Source organism: Arthrobacter sp. fls2-241-R2A-172, from assembly GCF_030208885.1.
GTDB lineage: Bacteria > Actinomycetota > Actinomycetes > Actinomycetales > Micrococcaceae > Arthrobacter.
Window position 1 is genome coordinate 211,277 of record NZ_JARVTB010000001.1, and the last position, 22,462, is coordinate 233,738.

Sequence of the window (22,462 nt, forward strand, 5' to 3'; positions counted from 1 at the left end):
GGCGGAGCCACGCCTCCTCTAGAGCCTGTCGAGTCCTCGGCCCGGCCAAGTTTCAACCAGTCAGCGGGAATTGACGATGAACGTACCCATTCTTCAAATGCGAGGAATCACCAAGACCTTCCCCGGGGTGAAAGCCCTTCAGGACGTCACCCTGGACGTCAACAGAGGTGAAGTCCACGCCATCTGCGGTGAGAACGGCGCCGGGAAGTCCACCCTCATGAAAGTCCTGTCCGGCGTCTACGCCCACAACACTTTCGACGGCGACATTCTCTTCGAGAACGAACCCTGCGAATTCTCCAGCATCACGGACAGCGAGAAGCGCGGCATCGTGATCATCCACCAGGAGCTGGCGCTGAGCCCGTACCTGTCGATCGCAGAGAACATCTACCTCGGCAACGAACTGGCCAACAACGGCTGGGTGGACTGGCGTAAAACCAACCTGGAAGCCGCGAAGCTCCTGGCCCGGGTAGGCCTCAGCGAAAACCCGGTCACCCCCATCCAACACATCAGTGTCGGCAAGCAGCAGCTGGTTGAAATTGCCAAGGCGCTCTCCAAAGAGGTGAAGCTCCTCATCCTTGACGAGCCCACGGCGGCCCTGAACGACGAAGACTCGGACCACCTGCTGGACCTGATCCTGCACCTCAAGGGCCAGGGCGTCACCAGCATCATCATCAGCCACAAGCTCAACGAGATCCGCAAAGTGGCGGACGCCGTCACCATCATCCGTGACGGCAAGTCGATCGAAACGCTGCGGCTCGACCAGGGCCAGATCACCCAGGAACGAATCATCCGCGGCATGGTGGGCCGTGACCTTGAAAGCCTGTACCCGGACCGGACCCCCACCATCGGTGAGGAAGTCCTCCGCATTGAAGACTGGACCGTCCAGCACCCTCAAGACCACTCCCGCATGGTGGTCAACAACGCCAACCTCAATGTCCGCAAGGGCGAGGTTGTTGGCTTGGCAGGACTCATGGGAGCAGGCCGGACCGAGCTGGCCATGAGCGTCTTCGGCCGAACCTATGGCCGCGCCGTTTCAGGCAAGGTCTACAAGTACGGCAAGGAAATCAACACTTCCACGGTGTCCGACGCCATCGATAACGGGATCGCCTACGCTACCGAGGACCGGAAGCACTACGGCTTGAACCTGATCGAGGACATCAAGCGGAACATCTCCATGGCGTCGCTGGGCAAGCTGGCCAAACGAGGTTGGGTGGACGGCAACAAGGAGACCACGGTTGCCAACCAGTACCGGAAGAGCATGAACATCAAAGCACCTTCCGTTGCGGCCATCACGGGCAAGCTCTCGGGTGGCAACCAGCAGAAGGTGGTGCTGAGCAAATGGATGTTCTCGGACCCGGACGTCCTGATCCTGGACGAACCCACCCGCGGCATCGACGTGGGCGCCAAGTTCGAGATCTACACGATCATCGCCCAGCTCGCTGCGGCTGGGAAAGCCGTCATCGTGATCTCATCTGAGCTTCCGGAGCTCCTGGGCATCTGCGACAGGATCTACACGCTGTCGGCAGGCCACATCACCGGCGAGGTCCCCATCGCCGAAGCCACCCAGGAAACCCTCATGCACTACATGACCAAAGAGAAGGAATAGCGAACATGTCCGCCCTACGAGAATCCCTTGGCTTCCTTACAAGCCGCCTCCGCCAGGTTGGCATCTTCGTCGCCCTGATCCTCATCGTCATCCTCTTCCAGGTCCTGACCAACGGCATCCTTCTGGAACCGCAGAACGTCACCAACCTGGTAGTACAGAACAGCTACATCCTGATCCTTGCCATCGGCATGGTCATGGTGATCATCGCAGGCCACATCGACCTTTCCGTTGGTTCCATTGCAGGCTTCATCGGTGCCGTTGCCGGCGTGATGATCGTGCAATGGGGCTGGGCGTGGTGGCTTGCCATCCCCGCTTGCCTCCTCGTAGGTGCACTGGTGGGAGCATGGCAGGGTTACTGGATCGCCTATGTGGGCATCCCGGCCTTCATCGTCACGCTGGCAGGCATGCTGATCTTCCGCGGCCTGACCCTGATCACCCTGAAAAACCAGCAGATCACCCCGTTCCCCAGCGAACTGCGCGCCCTGGGCGGTGGCTTCCTCCCGGACATTTCCGGCGGCACGTCCGTCCTTGAATGGCTGACGGTCATCCTGGGTGTCGGCGGCACCGCAGCCATCCTGTTCCAGGCCTTGAAGGAACGTCGCGTACGCCGCAAGTTCAACCTGGAGAATGAGCCGATGGCCTGGTTCGCCGTCAAGAACGGGTTCATCGCGGTACTGATGCTCATCATCACCTTCCTGCTGGCCAGCTACCGTGGAACCCCGATTGTCCTGATTGTCCTGGCCGTCCTGGTGATCCTCTACTCGGCGCTGATGAACAACAGCATCTTCGGCCGGCACACGTACGCAATCGGCGGCAACCTGCACGCTGCTGAACTCTCCGGCATCAAAACCAAGAAGGTCACCTTCCGCCTGTTCGTCAACATGGGCGTCCTGGCAGCACTGGCAGGCCTGGTCTTCACAGCACGTTTGAACTCTGCCCAGCCAGCAGGCGGCACCGGCTTCGAGCTCGACTCCATCGCCGCTGCCTTCATCGGTGGCGCAGCTGTCCAGGGCGGTATTGGTACGGTGGCCGGTGCCATGATCGGTGGCCTGATCATGGGCGTCCTCAACAACGGCATGTCCATCCTGGGCCTCGGCACGGACTACCAGCAGCTCATCAAGGGCCTGGTGCTCCTGCTCGCCGTCGGCTTCGACATCTTCAACAAGAACCGGACGGGGGCCGGGGGAGGCTCCGGCATGGCCCGTCGCTTCAAGTGGAAGACCACACCGCCGGCCACCGAAGCCGCTCCGGCGGCCAAGGCCGAACCGGTCGGTGTCGACGCCAAATAGGCGCAGCATCCACGTGGCCCGCGTTGCGTTCCGTGACTACTGAACGCAACGCGGGCCGTTCCTCCCCTTCAACGCAGAAGCGAGGTGCGGATGTCTTCACATGCATCGCACGGCCGACCTCCCGTGATGGGCGACGTTGCCAGGATGGCCGGCGTCTCGCACCAAACCGTCTCCCGGGTCCTGAACAACCACCCGAACGTCAGCAGCAAAACCAAGGAGCGCGTGGAAACAGCCATCGAGCACCTTGGCTACCGCCGCAACACCGCCGCACGCAGCCTGGTGACCCGACGGTCCCGGACCATCGGAGTCCTGGCCTGCGAAACGGGCCAGTTCGGGCCAGCGAACACCCTCCTCGGAGTCGAGCAGGCCGGCAGGGAAGCGGGCTACTTCGTCAGCATCGCCAACCTCCGCGAAGTGACCAGCGAGAGCATCAACGACGCAATCGCACACTTCCGCAACCAAGCGGTGGACGGCATAGTCATCCTGGTCCCGCACCCCGACGTCCTCGCCGTCATGCGCGACGTTTCCGTGCCCGTCCCGATCGTCGCGGCAGGTTCCGGCGCGGGAACCGAGTTGGCTGGTGCTTCCCTGGATCAGCGAATGGGTGCCCGCCTCGCCGTCGAGCATCTGATCGGGCTGGGGCATCGCCGTATTGCGCACATCTCCGGACCGCCCCACTGGATCGACGCCGCCGAGCGCATCAAAGGATGGCAGGAAGCCCTTGAGAGTGCGGGCCTCGACGCCGCTGTGCTTCTCCGAGGCGGATGGGACGCTGCCTCGGGCTACCGCGCAGGCTTGGCCCTGGTGGAACACCGCACCGTTACTGCCGTGTTCGTCGCCAACGACCAAATGGCGGTGGGTGTCCTCCGCGCAGTCCAGGAAGCCGGACTCCAGGTCCCCGGTGATATCAGTGTGGTGGGCTACGACGACCAGCCCGAGGCGGAGTACTTCATACCACCCCTCACCACCGTCAAGCAGGACTTCGAAGAACTCGGCAGGCGATGCATGGAAGCTGTGCTGGAACAGCTCGGCGGCCAAAGCGGTAGCGAAGCGCAAATTGTCAGCCCCCGGCTGGTAGTCCGTTCCACCACGGCTGCCCCCGCCCCAGACACGGAGCCGGGCCCCGGCGGCGGCCCCGCTCCGTCCCCACTAAACTAGGAGCCATGACTTCCACGCCTGACACTGCCGCTGCCCGTGCCCGCCTTCTTGAACTCATCAAAGAGCTGGCGGTTGTCCGCGGCAAAGTGATCCTTTCCAGCGGAAAGGAAGCCGACTACTACATCGACCTGCGCCGCATCACCCTCCACCACGAAGCCTCCAAGCTGGTGGGACAGGTCATGTTGGCAATGATCGACGACGCCGGCGTTTCAGTTGAGTGCGCTGGCGGGCTCACCATGGGCGCCGACCCCGTCGGTACCGCCGTCATGCACGCCGCCGCAGACGCCGGCCGCGCAGTGGACGCCTTCGTTGTCCGCAAGGCACAGAAGTCCTACGGCATGGGTCGACAGGTGGAGGGCCCCTCGGTGGAGGGACGCAACGTTGTTGTCCTCGAAGACACGTCCACCACGGGCGGGTCCGCGCTGACCGCCGTCGAAGGTGTCCGCAAAGCAGGCGGCAACGTCGTGGCCGTCGCGGTGATTGTGGACCGCAACACCGGTGCCAAGGAGAAAATCGAGGCCGAAACAGGCGTTCCGTACCTCTTCGCTTTCGGCAAGGACGAGCTGGGCCTCGACTAAAGAGTGGTGGTGCGGCCGATGCCTTTGTAGGGGCATCTTAAGGGCATTGGCTGTCCACAATCCACGGGGCTGCAAGGCGGCCCCCGCGAAGCCTATGCTTGCTGCGTGGACGTTCAAGTAGGGAAGCTCCCGGCGCCGCCGGAGGTGAACGAAGACCTCCCGACGCCGGTGGCTCCGCAGCCGGAGAAAGTTGAGGATCCGGGCTCCTGGGCCCGGATCCTGCCTTACGCTGCCAGGCTCAAGAAGACGTCCCGGCGAAACTTCCTTGTGACGGCCGGGATGTCCGCCGCGCTCGCCGGGGACATGCTCTTCACCCGCCGTGTGCAGGCTGAGCGCCGCGCCACCAAGATCCTTCGCGTCCCCGATTCCTACTCGGACCTGTATTTTCCCAAGGCCAGCTGGATTCTCTTCCCTGGGTACAAGACCAGCTGGGAAGAGGCCCAATGGATCCTCAACTCGCTCCGCCCGGCACTGCACCAGCGCGGCCGGCTCGCGGCGATCGGGTACTCAAACCTTGGACTGGACGTGGACGAGATCGTTCGCGAACTCATCCTCCATGTCCGCGAACTCGGTCTGAAGAAGCTGTACTTCTATGGCCACAGTTTCGGCGGTATGCTCGCCACCCAGGTTGCCGCCCGGCTGCTGGAGCTCCACGGTGTGGAAACCCAACTGATCGTTCTTGACTCGAGCCCGTTCAGCCGTGCCGACGTGCTGGACCAGAGTTGGTTCGACGGCGTGGTGTTCCTTTACGAGAACGGTTTCCGCATTCCGTCAGTCCTGCGGGGTGGCTACGAACTGGGGGAACGCGTGGCCCACAAGGACGAACGGACCTGGCGGCAGATCCTGGACCAAACCATGGAACAGTTGTCGCCGATCGCGCCGTCCAGCGTTCTCATCCAGACGGAGTCGGCCTATATTTACCACTTTGACGGGCTGCGGTTCGCAGGCAAGATCGGGGGAACCCGGATGGCTTTCCTGGGCAACTCCGACGACGGCACCGTGAACTACGAGACGGCGCGTGCTGGCTGGAGCAAAGTGTTCGGAGCCAACATGGCACTGCCCACGCTCAGCACCGAGGGCGCACGGCCTGCGCACGCCAGCCCGCAATGGAACGGTGGGCTTTACCGGCCGTTGCTGGAAAAAGTCCAGAACGAACTCGATCCGCTGCCTCCGGAACCCGAGATACCGTCCTACAAGGAACCGAATGGCAAAGTCGTCAGGCCCGCTTAGCCTTTAGCGGCCGTTCCTGAGCGCCTGAACCTCGACCTTGGTGAGGCCCGCCTGTTCCAGGAAACGGTGGACATCTCCGTACTCGTGCGTGAAGCCGGCCAGGAAGTGCCTCATGGCTGCCTCCGGACTTTGCAGGATCATGAGGTCAGGGCTGAAATAACTGGAGGGTGTCGAGGGCACGCTCAGACGCCAGGTTTCGGCCATGATTTCCAGGACCCCGGGAAGGTTGGCGGTGGTTGCCGTGTAGTCCGCCACCACCTGGTCCTCGGTGCCGCCCGTTGCGAGGAGCCCAATGGCCGCCACCACTCCTGTCCTGTCCTTACCCAACGAGCAATGCACCAGGGTGCGCTTGCCGCGGGCTACCGGCCGCAGGGCGTCCGCTACCCACTCCGGCCGCGACCGGACCCAGCCCAGATACAACTCCCCAAGGTCCTCGGCCGTTTCAACAGCCTGCAGCGATCCGGCCACGGCATTGGGGTCCAGTGGATTGTTGATGAGCTCGACGTCGGGCGGGACGACGGCGGCAATCCCACCGCCGTCGCCGGGCCCGGCCACGTCCGGCGACGTGATATTGCCCGAAGCAGTTCCGGCATCACCCACCAGCCATGGAACCAAGGAACGCTCAAGCTCACTGCGCAGGTCCACGATGGCTTGGATGCCGTGCTCCGCCAGAAAACCGGACGTCGCTGCGGCATCCAGCCCGAACGGCTGGCTCCCCCTGAGTATCCGGCCTCCGGCCAAAGGACGCAGGTTGAGCACAGCCATTGTTGTTGTCCTTACTTAGATTTGGCTCTTGAGATCGGCCACGGAGTTCAGGATCTGGTTGGGCCGGAACGGGAAGGACACGATTTCTTCCCGCTGCGTGATGCCGCTAAGCACCAGGACCGTGTGAAGGCCGGCCTCCATGCCCGCAACGATGTCCGTGTCCATGCGGTCACCGATCATTGCGGTTGTCTCAGAGTGTGCGTCGATCTGGTTCATCGCCGAGCGGAACATCATGGGGTTGGGCTTGCCCACAATGTACGGTTCACGCCCGGTGGCTTTGGTGATCATCGCTGCGATGGCACCCGTTGCCGGCATGGGGCCGTCCTTGGAGGGGCCCGTAGCGTCCGGGTTGGTCGCAATGAAGCGGGCACCGGCCAGGATGTGGCGAACAGCCATGGTGATCGCTTCGAAGGAGTAGGTGCGGGTCTCGCCGAGGACCACGAAATCGGGATCGGTATCGGTGAGGATGAACCCGGCCTCATGAAGCGCGGTAGTAAGGCCGGCCTCGCCGATGGTGTACGCGCGATTGCCTGAGTCGGACGACTGGACCTGGTCCTTGAGGAACTGGGCTGTGGCCAAGGCCGATGTCCAGATGTTTTCCTCCGGTACTTCAAGCCCCGATGCCCGGAGGCGGGCTGCGAGGTCGCGCGGGGTGAAGATGGAGTTGTTGGTCAGGACCAGGAACCGCTTGGAGGTATCGACCCAGCGCTGGATGAGTTCAGCTGCGCCGGGAATCGCCTGGTTCTCATGGACCAGGACACCATCCATGTCCGTGAGCCAGCATTCGATCTCATGACCGTTCCGGTAAACCGACGTGGACGTGTGGGGCGTGGATTCTTCTGCCATATTTGCCTCCGGCTGGGGTTGTTCCTGCACTGCGTCCCAGTCTTCCATCAATCCGGCAGACAGACATCCCGGGTTGCCGCGTATGTGGATAGTTCTACCCATGTGGAAAAGGGCCTTGACTTGTGCCGCGCGCCCACGACTGAACTACGCTTGGGTGCGGCGCAGGCGTGCTGCCACCGTGGGTCGGGGGATCGACACGGGGATCCAGGATGCCGCCAGCGCTACAGCAGGTCCCCTTTTACCGCATTGTCCATCGGTTCCCAGTACACAGCCGGTGTCCCACAGCATCTGAAAGGGCCAGCCATGAGCAACGACAACGGGGCACCCCAGCCTCCCTACAACCCCAACGGCGTCCCGCAGCCGCGCTACGGATCGGGCCAGGAGCCCTACCGCCAGTACCAGCCGGGGCAAACCCAGCCGATCTACCAGCCGGAAGAACAGCAGCCGGGCCAGCCGCAGCAGCCACCGACCCAGGCTTTCCCCACCCAGCAGTACCCTGCGCAGCCGGGCAACCCCACGCAGCAGTACCCCGCACAGCAGTACCCCGCGCAGCCCGGATACCCAGGGCAGCCGGGCAACCCCGGCGGACCCCACCAAGGCCCTGGCGACCACAACAAGAAGTCCCTGTTCCTCATCCTCGGCGGGGTCGCCGTCGTCGTAATCATCGCCTTGGTGGTTGCCTTCACGTGGCTCATTCCATCGATGACCAAGCCGGTCGCGGAGAACACTCCGGCGCCCTCGGTAACCTCATCCGACGAGGCCTCGGAAGCGGCGGCCGAGCCGTCCGCGGAAGCTGAGCCGTCCGGTGACGCGTCGGCGTCTACCGACATGCCTGCCGGTGCCATCCCGCTGCCCGCAGTGTGGGAACAGCTCGCCGGACCTTCGAACGTCCCGGCCGACGGCGATCCGCTGTTCAGCAAGTGGATCACTGGCGAATCCTCCTTCCAGTATCTGGCCGAATGGACGCACGACGAATCCTTCGGCATCACCAAGGACCCCACCACCGGTGAAGAGATCCAAAAGCGGGCCCAAGGCACGGTAGAGACCGATGCCGACGGAATCGCGCTCGCCTACGCGTTCTTTGCGGAGTCGGAGGAAGGCAAGTTCGGGAAGAACCCTGAGGACGTCAAGAAGGCAATCAAGGACATCGAAGCCCGCTACAAGAACATGACCGCTACGGAGTTGCCGCAGAACCTGGTGGGCCACAAGTGCGCGTCAGACTTCAAGACCAGCATGCCGGAGGCGCGCGAGTTCCGCCGTGGGGCGGCCGTCGTGGTGGGTTTCACTTGCAACAACGCACGCGGCGAAGCGATCCAGGCAGTGAACTTGTTTTCGGTGACGCCGTGGGGCACCCCGCAGATGCTAGGTGTCAGCGGACACAAGGAATACTGGGATGCCCACCCGGGATTGTTCGAGCAGCTGGCCAACTCGTACCGCATCAACAAGTGGAAGATGGGCTAGGTCCGGCCAAGCACCAACACGGGCAGGGCTAAAGTTGAGGGGTGACTGACCTTCCCCCCAACACTGCCCTGCCCACCCCTGCCGAGGACCTGACCGGGACGACGCATGACGGCGAGGCAGAAGCGAAACCCGAGGTCGGCGTCGGGCCTTGGGAAGGTGAGCTGCCCGAAGGTGAGCACTGGGACCCGGACCTTTTGAGGGACGGCGACCGCCGCAACGTGGTGGACCAGTACCGCTACTGGAAGCACGAGGCAATCGTGGCCGACCTCGATTCCAAGCGTCACGAATTCCACATCGCCATTGAGAACTGGCAGCACGACCTCAACATCGGCACCGTGGTGCGGACCGCCAACGCGTTCCTCGCCAAAGAGGTCCACATCATCGGACGACGGCGGTGGAACCGCCGCGGGGCCATGGTCACCGACCGCTACCAGCACGTCCGCCACCACCCCACCGTTGAAGATTTTGTCCAGTGGGCTGAGGGGGAGGGGCTGGCGGTGATCGGCATCGACATCTTCCCGGATTCCGTGCCGCTGGAAACCTACGACCTCCCAAAGAAGTGCGTCCTGGTGTTCGGACAGGAAGGCCCCGGCCTCACACCCGAGGTGCACGACGCCGCCGTCGCAACGCTGTCCATTGAGCAGTTCGGGTCCACACGTTCCATGAACGCAGCGTCGGCCGCGGCGATCGCGATGCACGCCTGGGTCCGCCGGCACGTGTTCCAGCAGCCGGTGTCCTGACCAACTCGGCGGAAGTGTTAAGAGCCCCAGTGACCGGAAACACGGCGTCCCGGCGGATATCGCTAGGATGGTGCTAGCCGTAAGCGGTCTACTCCAGGGCTACCCGCCCACAGACGAATTCAGCATAGGAGTCACCATGCCCATTGCAACCCCAGAGATTTACTCCGAGATGATTGACCGTGCGAAGGCTGGCGGTTTCGCTTTCCCTGCGGTGAATGTGACGTCGTCGCAGACTCTGAACGCTGCGATCCGCGGTTTCGCTGAGGCCGAATCCGATGGCATCATCCAGGTTTCCACCGGTGGTGCAGCGTACTGGTCCGGTGCTTCGGTCAAGGACATGGTGGCCGGTTCGCTGGGTTTCGCCGCGTTCGCCCGTGAAGTTGCGAAGAACTACAACGTCAACATTGCCCTGCACACGGACCACTGCCCGCAGGATAAGCTGGCGGACTTTGTCCTGCCGTTGCTGGCCGCGTCCGAGGAAGCGGTGAAGGCCGGCAAGGACCCGATCTTCAACTCGCACATGTGGGATGGTTCGCACGAGACCCTGGAAGAGAACCTGCGCATCGGCCGGGAACTTTTGCAGCGCGCCGCTGCTGCGAAGATCATCCTCGAGGTTGAAATCGGCACCGTTGGTGGCGAAGAAGACGGCGTGGAGAACGAGATCAACGAGAAGCTCTACACCACCACCGAAGACGCCCTGGCCACGATCGAGGCCCTGGGTGCCGGGGAGAACGGCCGCTACCTGACCGCGTTGACGTTCGGTAACGTGCACGGTGTGTACAAGCCGGGCAACGTGAAGCTCCGCCCGGAACTGCTCAAGCAGATCCAGGCCGAGGTGGGTGCGAAGATCGGCAAGGAAAACCCGTTCGACCTCGTCTTCCACGGCGGTTCGGGTTCGACGGAGCAGGAAATCGCTGACGCTGTTTCCTATGGTGTGATCAAGATGAACATCGATACCGACACCCAGTACGCGTTCACGCGCCCGGTGGCCGGACACATGTTCTCCAACTACGACGGCGTCCTGAAGGTCGACGGCGAGATGGGCAACAAGAAGACCTACGACCCCCGCGTGTGGGGTGCTTCGGCCGAAGCAGGCATGGCCGCACGCATCGTCGAAGCCGCCCAGCAGCTCGGATCCGTCGGCAAGACCTTCTAATGTCCGACGAATTCCGCAAGAACCTGATGGGGCCGGAGCCCACGCTCCTGCCTGCCGAAAACGAGATTTACCAGCACCTGGCCCTCGGCAAGGAAGCACTGGACCTCGTCGCCCAGAACCCGACGTCCTCACTTTTGTGGGCGATCCTGGCCGAGGAAGCCTGGGCGGAAGGCCGGACCATCGAGTCTTACGCCTACGCCCGCGTCGGCTACCACCGCGGCCTGGACTCCCTGCGCCGCAACGGCTGGCGCGGCGTTGGACCAATCCCGTGGGAGCACGAGCCCAACCAGGGCTTCCTGCGTGCTCTCTACGCATTGGGCCGTGCAGCCTCCGCCATAGGCGAAGCTGAAGAGCCCGAGCGGATCGAGAAGTTCCTGAACGACTCGGACCCGAAGGCCAAGGCAGCGCTCGAAGCCCGCTAAGCGGACCAAAGCACAGCAAAACGACGACGGCGGCCCTCACCAAAAGGTGGGGGCCGCCGTCGTGTGTGTTGTGAGGCCCGGTCTGCATGCTAAACCGGGAGTTTTACGCGCAGAGCAGGCCCCACAACGAAAGTGTGTGTGTTGTGAGGCCCGGTCTGCATGCTAAACCCAGAGTTTAAGGCGCAGAGCAGGCCCCACAACGAAAGGGGTGACTAGGCCTTGCGCGGGATACCCGTGCGGGCCATCGCCTCTGCGTAGGCGCCGTGGATGGCGTCCAGGTATTCCTGCTGGCGTGCCGGGGTGCCGGCGAAGGAACGGCCACCGAGGGAACGGACCTTGAAGGTCTTGAAGCCACGGCGGGCGATGCTGGCCGGAGCGGCCTTCATGAGCTGGTCGGCGAGGCGGTGGGCCTCATTGCCGTGCGCCACCAGCGCGGAGGTGCGCGGCAGGAGCTGGAGGAGGCGCAGCAACGGCTTGAGTCCCTCGGTGATGTTGGCAGGCGTGAGCTTGCCCGGTTCCTCGTTGGGCTCGATCCACGGGTACGCGTTCCACGGCATCATGAGCTCGGGACGGAGACCCAGCTGCCACTGCATGCCGAGCATGCGGGTGGCTGCTTCCTCGTCGCCGGGGGTGATGAAACCCTCGCCGGAAGTGGTGCGCTGGTTGGAGAAAAGGCTGACGATGCGGCAGTCATCCATGCTGTGGGCGGGGTCGATGTAGAGGACCTCGCTGCCTGGCTTCTGCTCCTTGATGGCGTCGCAGAGCTCGTTGACCTCGGCGATGCGGGGTTCGTAGCGGCGGTTCCAGAGGATTTCTTCGGGTGATTCAGTCGCCAGTTCTTGCATCAGGGGTTAGGTCTCCTAGGTGTTACAGCGCACCGTTCCAAGGGGCCGCGGGCATGCCGCTGCCGAACCTCAAAGGGTGCTGTTGGGGGCTAACTAACCTTACCGGACTATGGGGGTGAACGGGTGCTGCTCCGGCGCGCCCCCGAATGAGACGCGGCGTGTTGCCCGGGAAACGTGTCGGGCGTCTCGATGGCATCGATTAACCCTTAAGTGCAGGTCTCGGCTTGCGTTTCCAAGGCAAGTGGATCATGGGTTCGAAGAGGCAGCCATGTTGATACCCGTCGACGCCGACATTGATCTTGGGGGAACCATGTTCGCACAGGAAACAACCACAGCCGAAGCCCGCCAGCGCCTCCGTAAAGCGCCGAAAATCAGGGCGATCCTGGCCGGTGGACTGGTCCTGGGAGTGGGCGCGGCCATCACCTTGGCAGCCTGGAATGACTCGGAATTTGCCCAAGGCACCTTCACCGCGGGCGCTTTCAACCTTGAAGGCAGCACGGACGGATCCGATTTCGGCGAGAACCCGGTGACCGCGCCCGCGACGCTCGGCTTCACCGCGAACACTGCCAACATGGCTCCTGGCGACGTTGTCACGGCACCCTTCGCAGTCCGGCTGGACAGCGTCACAACCAGCGACGCCACAGTTACCGTGTCCACGGAAACCTCCACAGGCGGCCTCGTGGGCCTCACCTACGCCTTGACGCAGTCGACGGCGTTCGGCTGCGGCCAAGCGGTGACAGCCACGTTGGTTCCGGCCGGCCAATCATTGGGTACGACGCCGGGCAGCGTCACCTTTGCGTTGACCCAAGGAGCCGGCACTGACCCTGGCGCACCGGTCAACCTATGCTTCCGGATCACGGCCGATCAGGACCTGGTCCAATCCCAAACCGGGAGCACCACCTGGGAATTCGCCGCACAATCGCAGTGATCCATGGGTCGCCGACAAGCCGCAAGCAAGCCCAGCGCAGCTTACCTACGCCTGCGTGCGCTCCTCGCAGGGGCATTGGTGCTGGGAGTGGGCAGCTCCCTGACGCTGGCCTCCTGGACTGACAGCGACTTCGCTGCCGGTTCCTTCGGCGCGAGCGTATTCCAAACGGAATCCAATGCCTCCAAGCCATACGACGTCCAGGGCACGTGGAGTGCCAACGACATCTCCCCGGGAGCCACGCTGGTTTTCACCGCATCCGCCATGAGCCCCGGAACGGTGGTTTACGCACCGTTCGCCATCCGGACCAAGGCCGCGTCGGTTGCCGGCGAAGTGGTGCTCGGGGTTCCGGCTGTGACCAGCAGTGGGACGGGGAACGCGGACTTGGGGGCCGCCCTTCGCTACCGCGTGATCCGTTCGGCCACGTGCCAGGCGTCGTCCTTCACGGGACTGCCCACCTTTGTGGTGGGCAGCGACGGGGCCAAGCCGTTCACGCAGGGGCAAGCGGCCGGCGTCGTGAATCCCTTGGCAGCGGCCACCGCCACCCTCCCGGGTGCGCCGACGCAATTCTGCTTTGAAGTGACGCTGCCCGCGGGTGCCAATAACGCCCTTCAAGGCCAGACAGCCACGGCCATCTGGCACTTCACCTCAACGTCCAGCTCATGAGCCGCCACCCGTACCGGAGCCGACTGCGGGAAGCCGTGCTGAATGTCGCGGCCGCCGGGGGTGCTGTGTGCATTCTCGCGGTGGTCTGTGCGCTGCTGTTCAATATCACCCTGATCATGTTCAAGACAGGATCCATGGCGCCGACCATCCCGGCTGGTTCCGTTGCGGTGGTGCGGGAGATCCCCGCAGGCGAGATCAATGTTGGCGATGTGGTGACGGTGGACAGGCCCGGGAAGCTGCCCATCACCCACCGGGTCCAGAGCGTGGCTCCCGCCGGAGGGAACGCGCAGGCCATCACCATGAAGGGCGATGCCAATTCCGAGCCCGATCCAGCGCCGTATGTGGTGGAACGTGTCCGGCTGGTTCTTTGGTCGGTGCCCGGGCTGGCGCGCCCCGTGGCCGCGGCCGCCAACCCGGTGGTTCTCGGTGCCACCACCGTTGCTGTGTCTGCTTTGGTGACGTGGGTACTGTGGCCGCGGGATGTGCGGCGCAGAAGCGGTCAGCATGTTGCGGCGTAGCGGGGTTTTGCTGTCCGTGCTGGCGGCCGCGTTCTTGTTGGGCCCGGTTCCCGCGGTTGCGGATGGCGGGCCTTCCGGCTGGTTGGAGCTCGACGCCGGTCCCGCTGGGCAGGTGCATCGTCTCACCCCGGGCGGGAGCGCGGATTGGGAGGTCGATGTCAGGGTCCGTGGCGAGCCCGCGAAATCACTCCACCTCGGGCTGCAATCCGAGCCGGCGCTGACCGGTTCGCTGCGGGATTACCTGACCGTAGGGCTTCGTTCCTGCACCCTGCAATGGGATGGGAGCACCTGCCCTGGTGCCCAACGCGTCCTGATGGAACCCGGAGCGCTGGCCACCGCGGAGGGTGTGCGGGTGGACCTCATGGACCCCGGGAGCCTGGAGGCTGCAAGCGCCCATGTCCTGGTGACCGCAACCTTGGCCAAGGACGCGCCCCGGGACATCCAGGGCAGCAGGACGCACATCGTGGTGGGCGTGCACGGTTCCGGGGACGACGCAGATGGAGCTGGTGCCGGGGACGGCCCGGGCGGGAACGCCGGAAACGGGACGCTTCCCGGAGAGCCAACCCGACCGCCGTCGGGCGTCCTGGCCGACACCGGAGCCCGGCTAAGCGGGTTCGCAATCCTGGCGTTGGTGGCGGTAGCCGCGGGATTCGGGCTTGCCCGGGTGCGGGGTGCCGCAGGATGAACCTGTTCCTGAAGACCCGGGCGGCGTTCCTGCTTGCTGCGCCGCTCGCCGTGGTGCTGGTGGTGTCCAACCCGCCTGCCGCGACGGAAGCGGCGTGGCAGCAGGAGACGTACGGAACGGGAACGTTCGGCACCATCACCATCCCCGCCCCTACCTTGAACGGCTCGTGCACCTACAACCCGGGCATCGCGGGCCTTGGCGCCTATGTGCGGATTTTTTGGAAACCGCCAGCGGGCTACACCCTAGCCAATGCCGAGATGCAGGCCTCCACCAGTGGATTGGGTTCCTTGCTTGCGCCGCTGACGGGCTTCTCCATCACCTCCAGCACCACGGGGTCGGCGGCCGCCGGTTACGTCACGGACGTTCCGGTCAATCTCCTGGGCGGCCTCCTGGGCCTTGGGACAGAGCTCCAACTGGCAATCGTCGTCCGGGATCCCGTGAATCTTTGGGTGTCCAAGCCGGCGTCCGTGGCAACGAACGCGGGGCTCATCGTCGGGTTGGGCGGCAGCTGCCGGAACCTCCCGCCGGGTACCTGACCACGTGCGGCCCCGCCGCGCACAAAACTTCACCCGACCGCCGTCGAACGTTCCTTGACACCAGACTTTCAGGCCTCATCCGCTAAACTTGGCTGGTAAGAGCCCCGAACTCTTGCGTTGGTCACCGCCCGCGGTGAGCTGCACCGGTTATGTCGGGGCATTCTCATGTACGGCGCCAGGCCCCGGTCATCCCGCTGGGGTCAGCCCGAAAGAATGGGGGAGGATCCCATGCCCGCTATCGTGATCGTCGGAGCCCAGTGGGGCGACGAAGGCAAAGGCAAAGCAACCGATCTGCTCGGTGGCCGCGTTGACTACGTGGTCAAGCCCAACGGCGGTAACAACGCCGGGCACACCGTGGTTGTTGGCGGTGAGAAGTATGAGCTGAAGCTCCTTCCCGCGGGCATCCTGAGCCCCAACGCAATTCCCATTATTGGCAACGGCTGCGTGGTGAACCTGGAGGCACTGTTCCAGGAAATCGACGGCCTTGAGGCCCGCGGCGCGGACACGTCCCGCCTGCGCGTTTCGGCCAACGCCCACCTCGTTGCGCCCTACCACCAGGTGCTGGACAAGGTGACCGAACGCTTCCTCGGCAGCCGTGCGATCGGTACCACCGGCCGAGGCATCGGGCCGGCATACATGGACAAGGTGGCCCGCCTGGGTATCCGCGTCCAGGACGTTTTTGACGAGTCCATCCTCCGCCAGAAGGTGGAAGGCTCGCTGCGCCAGAAGAACGAACTGCTGGTCAAGGTCTACAACCGCCGCGACATCATCGCGGACGAGATCGTGGAGTACTTCCTGTCCTTCGCCGAGCGCCTGCGCCCGCTGGTCATCGACAGCACGCTGGTCCTCAACAACGCGCTGGACGAGGGCAAGGTTGTGCTCATGGAAGGCGGCCAGGCCACATTCCTGGACGTTGACCACGGCACCTACCCGTTCGTGACCTCGTCCAACCCCACGGCAGGCGGCGCGTCCGTTGGCTCGGGCATCGGCCCCACCCGCATTTCGCGGTCCATCGGCATCATCAAGGCCTACACCACCCGTGTTGGCGCCGGACCGTTCCCCACCGAGCTCTTCGATGAGATGGGCGTTTATCTGCAGAAGACCGGCGGCGAATTCGGTGTGAACACCGGCCGTCCCCGTCGCTGCGGTTGGTACGACGCCGTCCTGGCCCGCCACGCTTCCCGCGTCAACGGTTTCACGGACTACTTCGTCACCAAGCTGGACGTGCTCACGGGCATCGAGCAGATCCCGGTCTGTGTTGCCTACGACGTCGACGGCGTGCGCCACGACGAGATGCCGATGACCCAGACCGAGTTCCACCACGCAGTGCCGATCTTCGAGTACTTCGATGGCTGGACCGAGGACATCACCGGCGCCCGCACCCTGGAGGACCTCCCCGAGAACGCCCGCAACTACGTGCTGGCACTGGAGAAGCTTTCCGGTACGCGCTTCTCCGCCATCGGCGTTGGCCCGGACCGCGACCAGACGATCGTTGTCCACGATTTGATCAACGACTAAGTACTGCCGTGGCCGCGGAAGCGGCCAGTTGCAGGTACGACGACGGCGGGTCACCCCCTGCTATCCCGGGAACCGTTGTTCCGTGGGACTGTTGGGGTGGCCCGCCGTTCGCTGTTTGTGGGGCAGTTCGCCTTTGTGGGGCCGTTCGCTGCCGAACGTCAGTGGGAGAAGTCCTGCGAGATTTCCGCCAGAGTGCGTCCCTTTGTCTCGGGTGCGAGCCACTGTGAGAGGGCCGCGCCAAGAAGGGCGACGGCGGCGGCTACAACCATGCTCGGGCCCATGCCGATGTTGCTGATCGCCCACGGGAGGGCGAAGGTGCCCAGTGCTGCGCCGATGCGGCTGAAGGCGGCGGCGAAGCCCGTGCCGATGCCGCGCAGGTGGCCGGGGAATACCTCGGCCGGATAGACCTGGGTCATGGTGGTGTAGCCGGCATTGAAGAAGGAGAAGGCGAGGAACAGTACCAGCACGATGATCCCTGGTGCGTTCGCCCAGACTCCAATGACCAGGAGGATGCCGGCGCAAAGCCACTGGCCGGGAACGGTGAGGATTCGGCGGCCGAGCTTGTCGATGAGGAGAACTGTGGTGACCACGCCTGCGGCCGCCAGCGCGGAGAGACCGACTCCACCGGCCCAGCCGCCGGCGAGGCCGAATTGGTCGAGTACCTCGTCAGCGAAGGTGGCGATCGCGAAGTACGGGGTGACTGCGCAGAACCAGAACCCTGAGGTGAAGAGGGTAGCGCGCCAGTACTGCTTGGAGAACAGCATTCCGAAGGAGGCGTTCTTGATCTTGGTCTTGTTCTTTGCGGCCTGGGACTCCTGGATGATCCTCAGGTCGATCTCTTCGGTGATGCTGTCGCGCATCTGGGGAGACTCGATGTACTTACGTGCAATTGCGAGTGCTTCGTCATTGCGTCCCTTGGTGATAAGCCAGCTCGGCGATTCGGGAAGGCCCCAACGGGCGATGAAGAGGATCAAGGCAAGTATGGTGCTGGTACCGAGGACAATGCGCCAGGGAGTGCCGGCGTCGTGGAGCAGGGTGCCGATGATGAACGCCATCATGAAACCCACGTACCAGGCGATCAGGGTCAGCCCGAGCAATCGCCCGCGGAGCTTTGGTGGGGAGAACTCTGAGAGCAAGGGGCCGCCGATTGAGTACTCGCCGCCGATAGCGACGCCCATGAGGAACCGGATTGCGGCCAGCTGGAGAACGGCCCCATCTCCGGAGGTTACGAAGAACTGGGCCCCTGAGGCGACCAGGAACAGGCCCATGTCCACGAGGAACATCGGCTTGCGTCCGAACTTGTCCGTAGCCCAGCCCGCCAAGGGGGAGCCTACGAAGATACCAACCAGGGGGCCGGCAGCAATCAGGCCCAGGGAGAGTGCGTCAAGCTGGAGATCTGACCGCATGAGCCCGGTGACTGGGCCGATGATTCCAAGGATGTAACCGTCCAGGAACATCCCGCCGATGAAGACTGCTACTAGCCGCACCATGAAGCGGCGCTTGAATGTGGAGCTCGTGTCTTTTGATAAAGATGTGTCGGGCGACGTCGTCGTCCTGGGCGGATGGGTCATTGAGATGTGTTCCCTTCTGGCTTCTGCGCAAAAAGCGGGCGGCGGCGGAGCGCCGGTTTGTCAACGCGCGGGCAGCTGCAGCTCTGGCGACCGATAGTCAGCACCGGCCTGGCCCTGTGAAATATCACTCATATATCAGAACTCTAAGGGTGAGATGCGCCACAGTCAAGGGCTAAGAGAGCTCCGGGACTAATCTGGGACCTGGCGCGGTTACGCCATGCGGGGACACGAACAGCTGACGACGGAACGGGACCAGATGACAACAGAGATCAGTGACGGCGTCGGATTCCGCTCCAAACGCGGACCCATCCTCATCGCGTTGATGCTGTCCACGGGGTTGGTGGCGATCGATTCCACGATTGTTGCCACGGCAGTGCCCTCCATAGTGGAAGACATCGGAGGGTTCTCGTCCTTCCCCTGGCTGTTCTCGGCTTATCTGCTGGCGCAGGCAGTGTCCGTACCCATCTACGCCAAACTGTCCGACATGGTGGGACGCAAGCCGCTCATCCTTTGGGGCATCGGCCTGTTCCTGCTCGGCTCCATACTGTGTGGCCTGGCGTGGAGCATGCCCGCGCTGATCGCGTTCCGCGTCCTGCAGGGTTTGGGGGCAGGGGCAGTGCAGCCTGTATCCATCACCATCGCCGGTGATATTTACACCCTCGCGGAACGCGCCAAAGTGCAGGGTTACCTGGCCAGTGTGTGGGCGATCTCCTCGGTGGTAGGACCAACATTGGGCGGTGTTTTCTCCTCCCTGGGAATTTGGCGCTGGATTTTCTTCATCAACATCCCGCTCTGCCTCTTGGCCGGGTGGATGCTTGTCCGCGCTTTCCACGAGGACGTTGAACGAACCAAGCACCGCGTGGACTACGCGGGTACTGCCCTGCTGACGGTGTCCCTGAGCCTGCTGATCCTGGGCGCGTTGGAGGGTGGACAGGCCTGGGAATGGAACTCCGCCATCGGCATCGGCGTCTTCGTTGCAGGCGCGGCCCCGTTTGGAGTGTTCCTCCTGGTGGAGCGGAAGGCTGCAGAGCCCGTCCTTCCGCCGTGGGTAGTGTCCCGCAGGTTGCTCGCGACGACGGCCCTCGTTTCCTTCGGAGTGGGTGCGGTCCTGCTGGGCCTGACTTCCTACGTCCCCACCTTCCTCGAAGGATCCATCAAGACCTCTCCGATCCTGGCTGGACTCGCGCTCGCGGCCCTGACGATTGGCTGGCCCATCAGCGCCTCCCAGGCTGGCCGGTTCTACCTTCGGATCGGTTTCCGGAGGACGGCCCTGATCGGGATCTCCATCACTGTGGTGGGTGCGTCAGTCCTCGCCCGCACAGCTTCCTCGCCCAATGTTCTCTTGGTTGCCGTGTCCTGCTTCATCGTCGGCCTGGGGCTGGGACTTGTGGCCACGCCCACCCTCATCGCAGCCCAATCAAGCGTGGAGTGGAATGAGCGCGGAGTGGTGACCGGAACCAACCTCTTTGCCCGCTCCATCGGCAGCGCAATCGGCGTGGCAGTATTCGGCGCGGTGGCCAACGCCATCTACGCCAACGGTGCCGGCGCCTCGGATCCACACACCACGGTGTCAGCGTCCTCGGCCGTTTTCCTCGCCGTCCTGGTCGGTGCGGTGCTGACTGTGATTGCAGTGGTCGCCATGCCGGCGACGGACAAGAAGCCAGGCGAATCCCAGGCCCAGGAAAAGACAGGTGCCGCAGCTGTGGAGGACTAGTCTCGAAACCATGGACAAAGCAGCCCCCGCCACCCCGCTCATTGAAGGCAGCCTGGAAAAACTGTTCGAAGGCACCGTCTGGGCTGAGGGCCCCGTCTGGGTTCCGGAATCGCAGACCGTGCGTTGGAGCGATATCCCCAACAACCGCATCCTCGAGTTCAACCCCGCCACCGGCGCCACACGCGAGTACGCCACCGCCGTCGAGTACACCAACGGCCGCACCTTGGACCGGGACGGCAGCGTGGTCCAGTGCAGCCACGGCCGCCGGCGGATGGAACGGGATCACGACGGCGAGGTGACGGTAGTCGTTGACGCGTTCGGAGAGCATCGGCTCAACTCGCCCAACGATGTTGTGGTGGCGGCCGACGGCACCGTGTGGTTTACGGATCCGCCCTACGGCATTTTGCCGGGCACCGTCGAAGGCCATGAGGGCGAACAGGAATACGGCGGCTGCTATGTTTTCCGCTTCGATCCTGCGGCGGGCGAGCTGCGCCCCGTCATCACGGACTTGGTCCATCCCAACGGCCTGGCGTTCTCGCCGGACGAATCCCTGTTGTATGTCTCGGATACTGCAGGTCCTACCCGTGGCGTCCCGTTCCGCATCGCCGTGTTCCCGGTTGCCGGTGGTAGGTGTGGAGCGGGCGAAACGTTCGTTGAGCTTGATGAGGACAGTGTGTCCGATGGCTTCCGCGTGGACACCGAAGGAAGGGTGTGGACTTCCGCTGGATCTTCCGTGCGCCTTTACGCCCCCGACGGCGGTCTGATGACCGCCGTCGACGTCCCCGAACGCGTGTCCAACCTGTGTTTCGGTGGGCCGGACGGCCGGGACCTCTATCTCACGGCAACGACGTCCCTGTACCGGCTGCGGACCGCCACGCAGGACGCCGCGTGGCGGGGCTGATAGCGGCAACTTCGTAAGGTTGCTGTTGGTTGGGAGGTGGTGGTTCGATACGCTGGACCAAAGCATCACCACTTCAAACAGGGGAGTGAGCGTGTCAGGACCAAACCCAGATCCATACGAGGACAAGATCACAGGCCTGGAACCCGGCGGCGGAGTTCCGCCCGGTGAGACGCCACCGGGCGAAGCTTCCACAGCGGGGCCGCAGGGCCATGATGAAGGCGGACCGCGGAAAGGCACCCAGATTTTATGGATGTCCATGATCGGCCTGGTGGTGCTGATGTCGATGCTCTACTTCATCGGGTACATCGTGGGGTTCTTCGACTAGGTTCGGAATAGCCCTTCCATTCCTTGGGTTGTGCGAAGGATGAAGGCAATCACTTACAGCGAATACGGCAACCCCGACGTCCTGGAACTCATCGATCAGCCCATGCCCAAAGTCGCCCCGGGCATGGTGTTGGTGAAGATCAAGGCCACCTCCGTCAACCCGGTGGACTGGAAGATCATGGGCGGGCACCTGGACCCCCTCATGGACATCCAGTTCCCCGCCATCCCTGGCTGGGACGTGGCCGGCGTAGTGGAATCCGTAGGGATTGACGCCCACCAGTTCCAGCCCGGCGATGAAGTGATCTCCTATGCCCGCAAGGACTACGTCCACGGCGGCAGCTTTGCTGAGTACATCGCCCTGCCGGAGCGTGTCCTGGCGCGCAAGCCCTCCACGTTGGACTGGAACGAGTCGGCGGGCCTGCCGCTGACGGGGCTTACCGCCTTCCAGGTCCTCAACCGGTTGGACGTCAGGAGTGGTGAAACGCTGTTGATCCATGGCGGCTCGGGTGGCGTAGGTTCCCTGGCGATCCAGATCGCTTCAGTGCGCGGCATCAAAGTCATTGCCACCGCCTCGGAAAAGAACCACGAATTCCTCCGTTCCCTGGGCGCCGAGCCCATCACCTACGGTGAAGGGCTGGCCGAACGCGTCAGGGCCATGGAGCCCGACGGCGTGGATGTCGTCGCAGATTTTGTCGGCGGAAACCTCGAAGCCACCTTGGCCGTGCTCAAGGAAGGCGGCAGGCACGCATCCATCGCGGATGGAGAGGTGGAAAAGCACGGCGGAACCTGGATGTGGGTCACACCGGTCGGTGCGGAGCTTCAGGAGCTGTCCGAGTTGGTGGACCAGCACAAGCTGAAGGTGGAGGTGGCACAAACCTTCCCGCTGGCCCAGTCCGCTGAGGCATTCCGCCTCAACATGGAGGGCCACACGCGCGGCAAAGTTGTGGTGACGGTCAGCTGACGGCGCTGGATCGGCCGCCAGGAAAATAACAACAACGACGGCGGCAA

Annotated in this window: 23 protein-coding genes; 19 read left to right on the forward strand and 4 right to left on the reverse strand. The window is 63.7% G+C overall.

Annotated elements, in window-relative coordinates; genetic code table 11:
• The first annotated feature begins 76 nt into the window (after nucleotides 1-76).
• The 5 genes from mmsA (at nucleotide 77) to QRM57_RS01090 (ending at nucleotide 5,861) form a co-directional block, all read left to right on the forward strand.
• Nucleotides 77-1,606, forward strand: a complete 1,530-nt coding sequence (gene mmsA / locus QRM57_RS01070; RefSeq protein WP_235521356.1) for a multiple monosaccharide ABC transporter ATP-binding protein — start codon at nucleotides 77-79, stop codon at nucleotides 1,604-1,606.
• Nucleotides 1,607-1,611: 5 nt separating this feature from the next.
• On the forward strand, nucleotides 1,612-2,895 hold the full coding sequence (mmsB, locus tag QRM57_RS01075; RefSeq protein WP_284985225.1) for a multiple monosaccharide ABC transporter permease: 1,284 nt from the start codon (nucleotides 1,612-1,614) through the stop codon (nucleotides 2,893-2,895).
• A 126-nt stretch (nucleotides 2,896-3,021) separates the two neighbouring features.
• Entirely contained in the window at nucleotides 3,022-4,053 is a 1,032-nt protein-coding gene (locus tag QRM57_RS01080; protein WP_284985522.1) for a LacI family DNA-binding transcriptional regulator, read from the forward strand.
• 5 nt (nucleotides 4,054-4,058) lie between these two features.
• Complete coding sequence (pyrE, locus tag QRM57_RS01085; protein ID WP_159735654.1) at nucleotides 4,059-4,631, forward strand: orotate phosphoribosyltransferase; 573 nt, start codon at nucleotides 4,059-4,061, stop codon at nucleotides 4,629-4,631.
• Between the two features lie 105 nt (nucleotides 4,632-4,736).
• Entirely contained in the window at nucleotides 4,737-5,861 is a 1,125-nt protein-coding gene (locus QRM57_RS01090; protein WP_284985226.1) for an alpha/beta fold hydrolase, read from the forward strand.
• A gap of 3 nt (nucleotides 5,862-5,864) precedes the next feature.
• Here the strand turns inward: QRM57_RS01090 and QRM57_RS01095 are convergent, their stop codons facing one another.
• Nucleotides 5,865-6,626, reverse strand: a complete 762-nt coding sequence (locus tag QRM57_RS01095; protein WP_284985227.1) for a tyrosine-protein phosphatase — start codon at nucleotides 6,624-6,626, stop codon at nucleotides 5,865-5,867.
• Nucleotides 6,627-6,641: 15 nt separating this feature from the next.
• Entirely contained in the window at nucleotides 6,642-7,472 is an 831-nt protein-coding gene (locus QRM57_RS01100) for an HAD-IIA family hydrolase (protein ID WP_090826227.1), read from the reverse strand.
• Nucleotides 7,473-7,775: 303 nt separating this feature from the next.
• Between QRM57_RS01100 and QRM57_RS01105 the strand changes: the two genes are divergently transcribed.
• The 4 genes from QRM57_RS01105 to QRM57_RS01120 all read left to right on the forward strand — a co-directional run bounded on the left by QRM57_RS01105 (nucleotide 7,776) and on the right by QRM57_RS01120 (nucleotide 11,251).
• Nucleotides 7,776-8,933: a hypothetical protein gene (locus QRM57_RS01105; RefSeq protein WP_284985229.1), complete on the forward strand. Its 1,158-nt coding sequence runs from the start codon at nucleotides 7,776-7,778 to the stop codon at nucleotides 8,931-8,933.
• A gap of 41 nt (nucleotides 8,934-8,974) precedes the next feature.
• The gene (locus QRM57_RS01110; RefSeq protein WP_502868608.1) at nucleotides 8,975-9,673 is read left to right on the forward strand and encodes a TrmH family RNA methyltransferase; all 699 of its coding nucleotides are present in this window, start codon (nucleotides 8,975-8,977) and stop codon (nucleotides 9,671-9,673) included.
• 136 nt (nucleotides 9,674-9,809) lie between these two features.
• Entirely contained in the window at nucleotides 9,810-10,829 is a 1,020-nt protein-coding gene (gene fbaA, locus QRM57_RS01115; RefSeq protein ID WP_284985230.1) for a class II fructose-bisphosphate aldolase, read from the forward strand.
• The gene (locus tag QRM57_RS01120; protein WP_039239501.1) at nucleotides 10,829-11,251 is read left to right on the forward strand and encodes a DUF3151 domain-containing protein; all 423 of its coding nucleotides are present in this window, start codon (nucleotides 10,829-10,831) and stop codon (nucleotides 11,249-11,251) included. Before fbaA ends, QRM57_RS01120 begins: the two co-directional genes overlap by 1 nt.
• Before the next feature lie 212 nt (nucleotides 11,252-11,463).
• Here the strand turns inward: QRM57_RS01120 and QRM57_RS01125 are convergent, their stop codons facing one another.
• A complete protein-coding gene (locus QRM57_RS01125) occupies nucleotides 11,464-12,096 on the reverse strand; it encodes a uracil-DNA glycosylase family protein (protein WP_284985231.1) in 633 nt (210 codons plus the stop codon).
• A 268-nt stretch (nucleotides 12,097-12,364) separates the two neighbouring features.
• Here QRM57_RS01125 and QRM57_RS01130 point away from each other — a divergent pair, with 268 nt between their 5' ends.
• From QRM57_RS01130 to QRM57_RS01155, 6 genes are all read left to right on the forward strand, one after another.
• The gene (locus tag QRM57_RS01130) at nucleotides 12,365-13,024 is read left to right on the forward strand and encodes a SipW-dependent-type signal peptide-containing protein (RefSeq protein ID WP_284985232.1); all 660 of its coding nucleotides are present in this window, start codon (nucleotides 12,365-12,367) and stop codon (nucleotides 13,022-13,024) included.
• 3 nt (nucleotides 13,025-13,027) lie between these two features.
• The gene (locus QRM57_RS01135) at nucleotides 13,028-13,687 is read left to right on the forward strand and encodes a SipW-dependent-type signal peptide-containing protein (protein ID WP_284985233.1); all 660 of its coding nucleotides are present in this window, start codon (nucleotides 13,028-13,030) and stop codon (nucleotides 13,685-13,687) included.
• Nucleotides 13,684-14,205 (forward strand): signal peptidase I, encoded by a 522-nt coding sequence (locus QRM57_RS01140; protein ID WP_235521344.1) that lies wholly within the window; start codon nucleotides 13,684-13,686, stop codon nucleotides 14,203-14,205. Before QRM57_RS01135 ends, QRM57_RS01140 begins: the two co-directional genes overlap by 4 nt.
• The gene (locus QRM57_RS01145; RefSeq protein ID WP_284985234.1) at nucleotides 14,192-14,890 is read left to right on the forward strand and encodes a hypothetical protein; all 699 of its coding nucleotides are present in this window, start codon (nucleotides 14,192-14,194) and stop codon (nucleotides 14,888-14,890) included. The genes QRM57_RS01140 and QRM57_RS01145 overlap by 14 nt, the downstream gene beginning before the upstream one ends.
• Nucleotides 14,887-15,426, forward strand: coding sequence for a hypothetical protein (locus QRM57_RS01150; RefSeq protein WP_284985235.1), 540 nt, complete (start codon nucleotides 14,887-14,889; stop codon nucleotides 15,424-15,426). Before QRM57_RS01145 ends, QRM57_RS01150 begins: the two co-directional genes overlap by 4 nt.
• A 228-nt stretch (nucleotides 15,427-15,654) precedes the next feature.
• The gene (locus tag QRM57_RS01155; protein ID WP_235521341.1) at nucleotides 15,655-16,944 is read left to right on the forward strand and encodes an adenylosuccinate synthase; all 1,290 of its coding nucleotides are present in this window, start codon (nucleotides 15,655-15,657) and stop codon (nucleotides 16,942-16,944) included.
• 158 nt (nucleotides 16,945-17,102) lie between these two features.
• Here QRM57_RS01155 and QRM57_RS01160 read toward each other — a convergent pair whose 3' ends face one another.
• Nucleotides 17,103-18,434, reverse strand: coding sequence for an MFS transporter (locus QRM57_RS01160; RefSeq protein ID WP_284985236.1), 1,332 nt, complete (start codon nucleotides 18,432-18,434; stop codon nucleotides 17,103-17,105).
• A gap of 337 nt (nucleotides 18,435-18,771) precedes the next feature.
• Between QRM57_RS01160 and QRM57_RS01165 the strand changes: the two genes are divergently transcribed.
• The 4 genes from QRM57_RS01165 (at nucleotide 18,772) to QRM57_RS01180 (ending at nucleotide 22,415) form a co-directional block, all read left to right on the forward strand.
• Nucleotides 18,772-20,229 (forward strand): MFS transporter, encoded by a 1,458-nt coding sequence (locus tag QRM57_RS01165; protein WP_284985237.1) that lies wholly within the window; start codon nucleotides 18,772-18,774, stop codon nucleotides 20,227-20,229.
• A 10-nt stretch (nucleotides 20,230-20,239) separates the two neighbouring features.
• Nucleotides 20,240-21,130 (forward strand): SMP-30/gluconolactonase/LRE family protein, encoded by an 891-nt coding sequence (locus QRM57_RS01170; protein WP_284985238.1) that lies wholly within the window; start codon nucleotides 20,240-20,242, stop codon nucleotides 21,128-21,130.
• Between the two features lie 91 nt (nucleotides 21,131-21,221).
• Nucleotides 21,222-21,455, forward strand: coding sequence for a DUF6480 family protein (locus QRM57_RS01175; protein WP_284985239.1), 234 nt, complete (start codon nucleotides 21,222-21,224; stop codon nucleotides 21,453-21,455).
• Between the two features lie 39 nt (nucleotides 21,456-21,494).
• Nucleotides 21,495-22,415, forward strand: coding sequence for an NADP-dependent oxidoreductase (locus tag QRM57_RS01180; RefSeq protein ID WP_284985240.1), 921 nt, complete (start codon nucleotides 21,495-21,497; stop codon nucleotides 22,413-22,415).
• Nucleotides 22,416-22,462 lie beyond the last annotated feature (47 nt).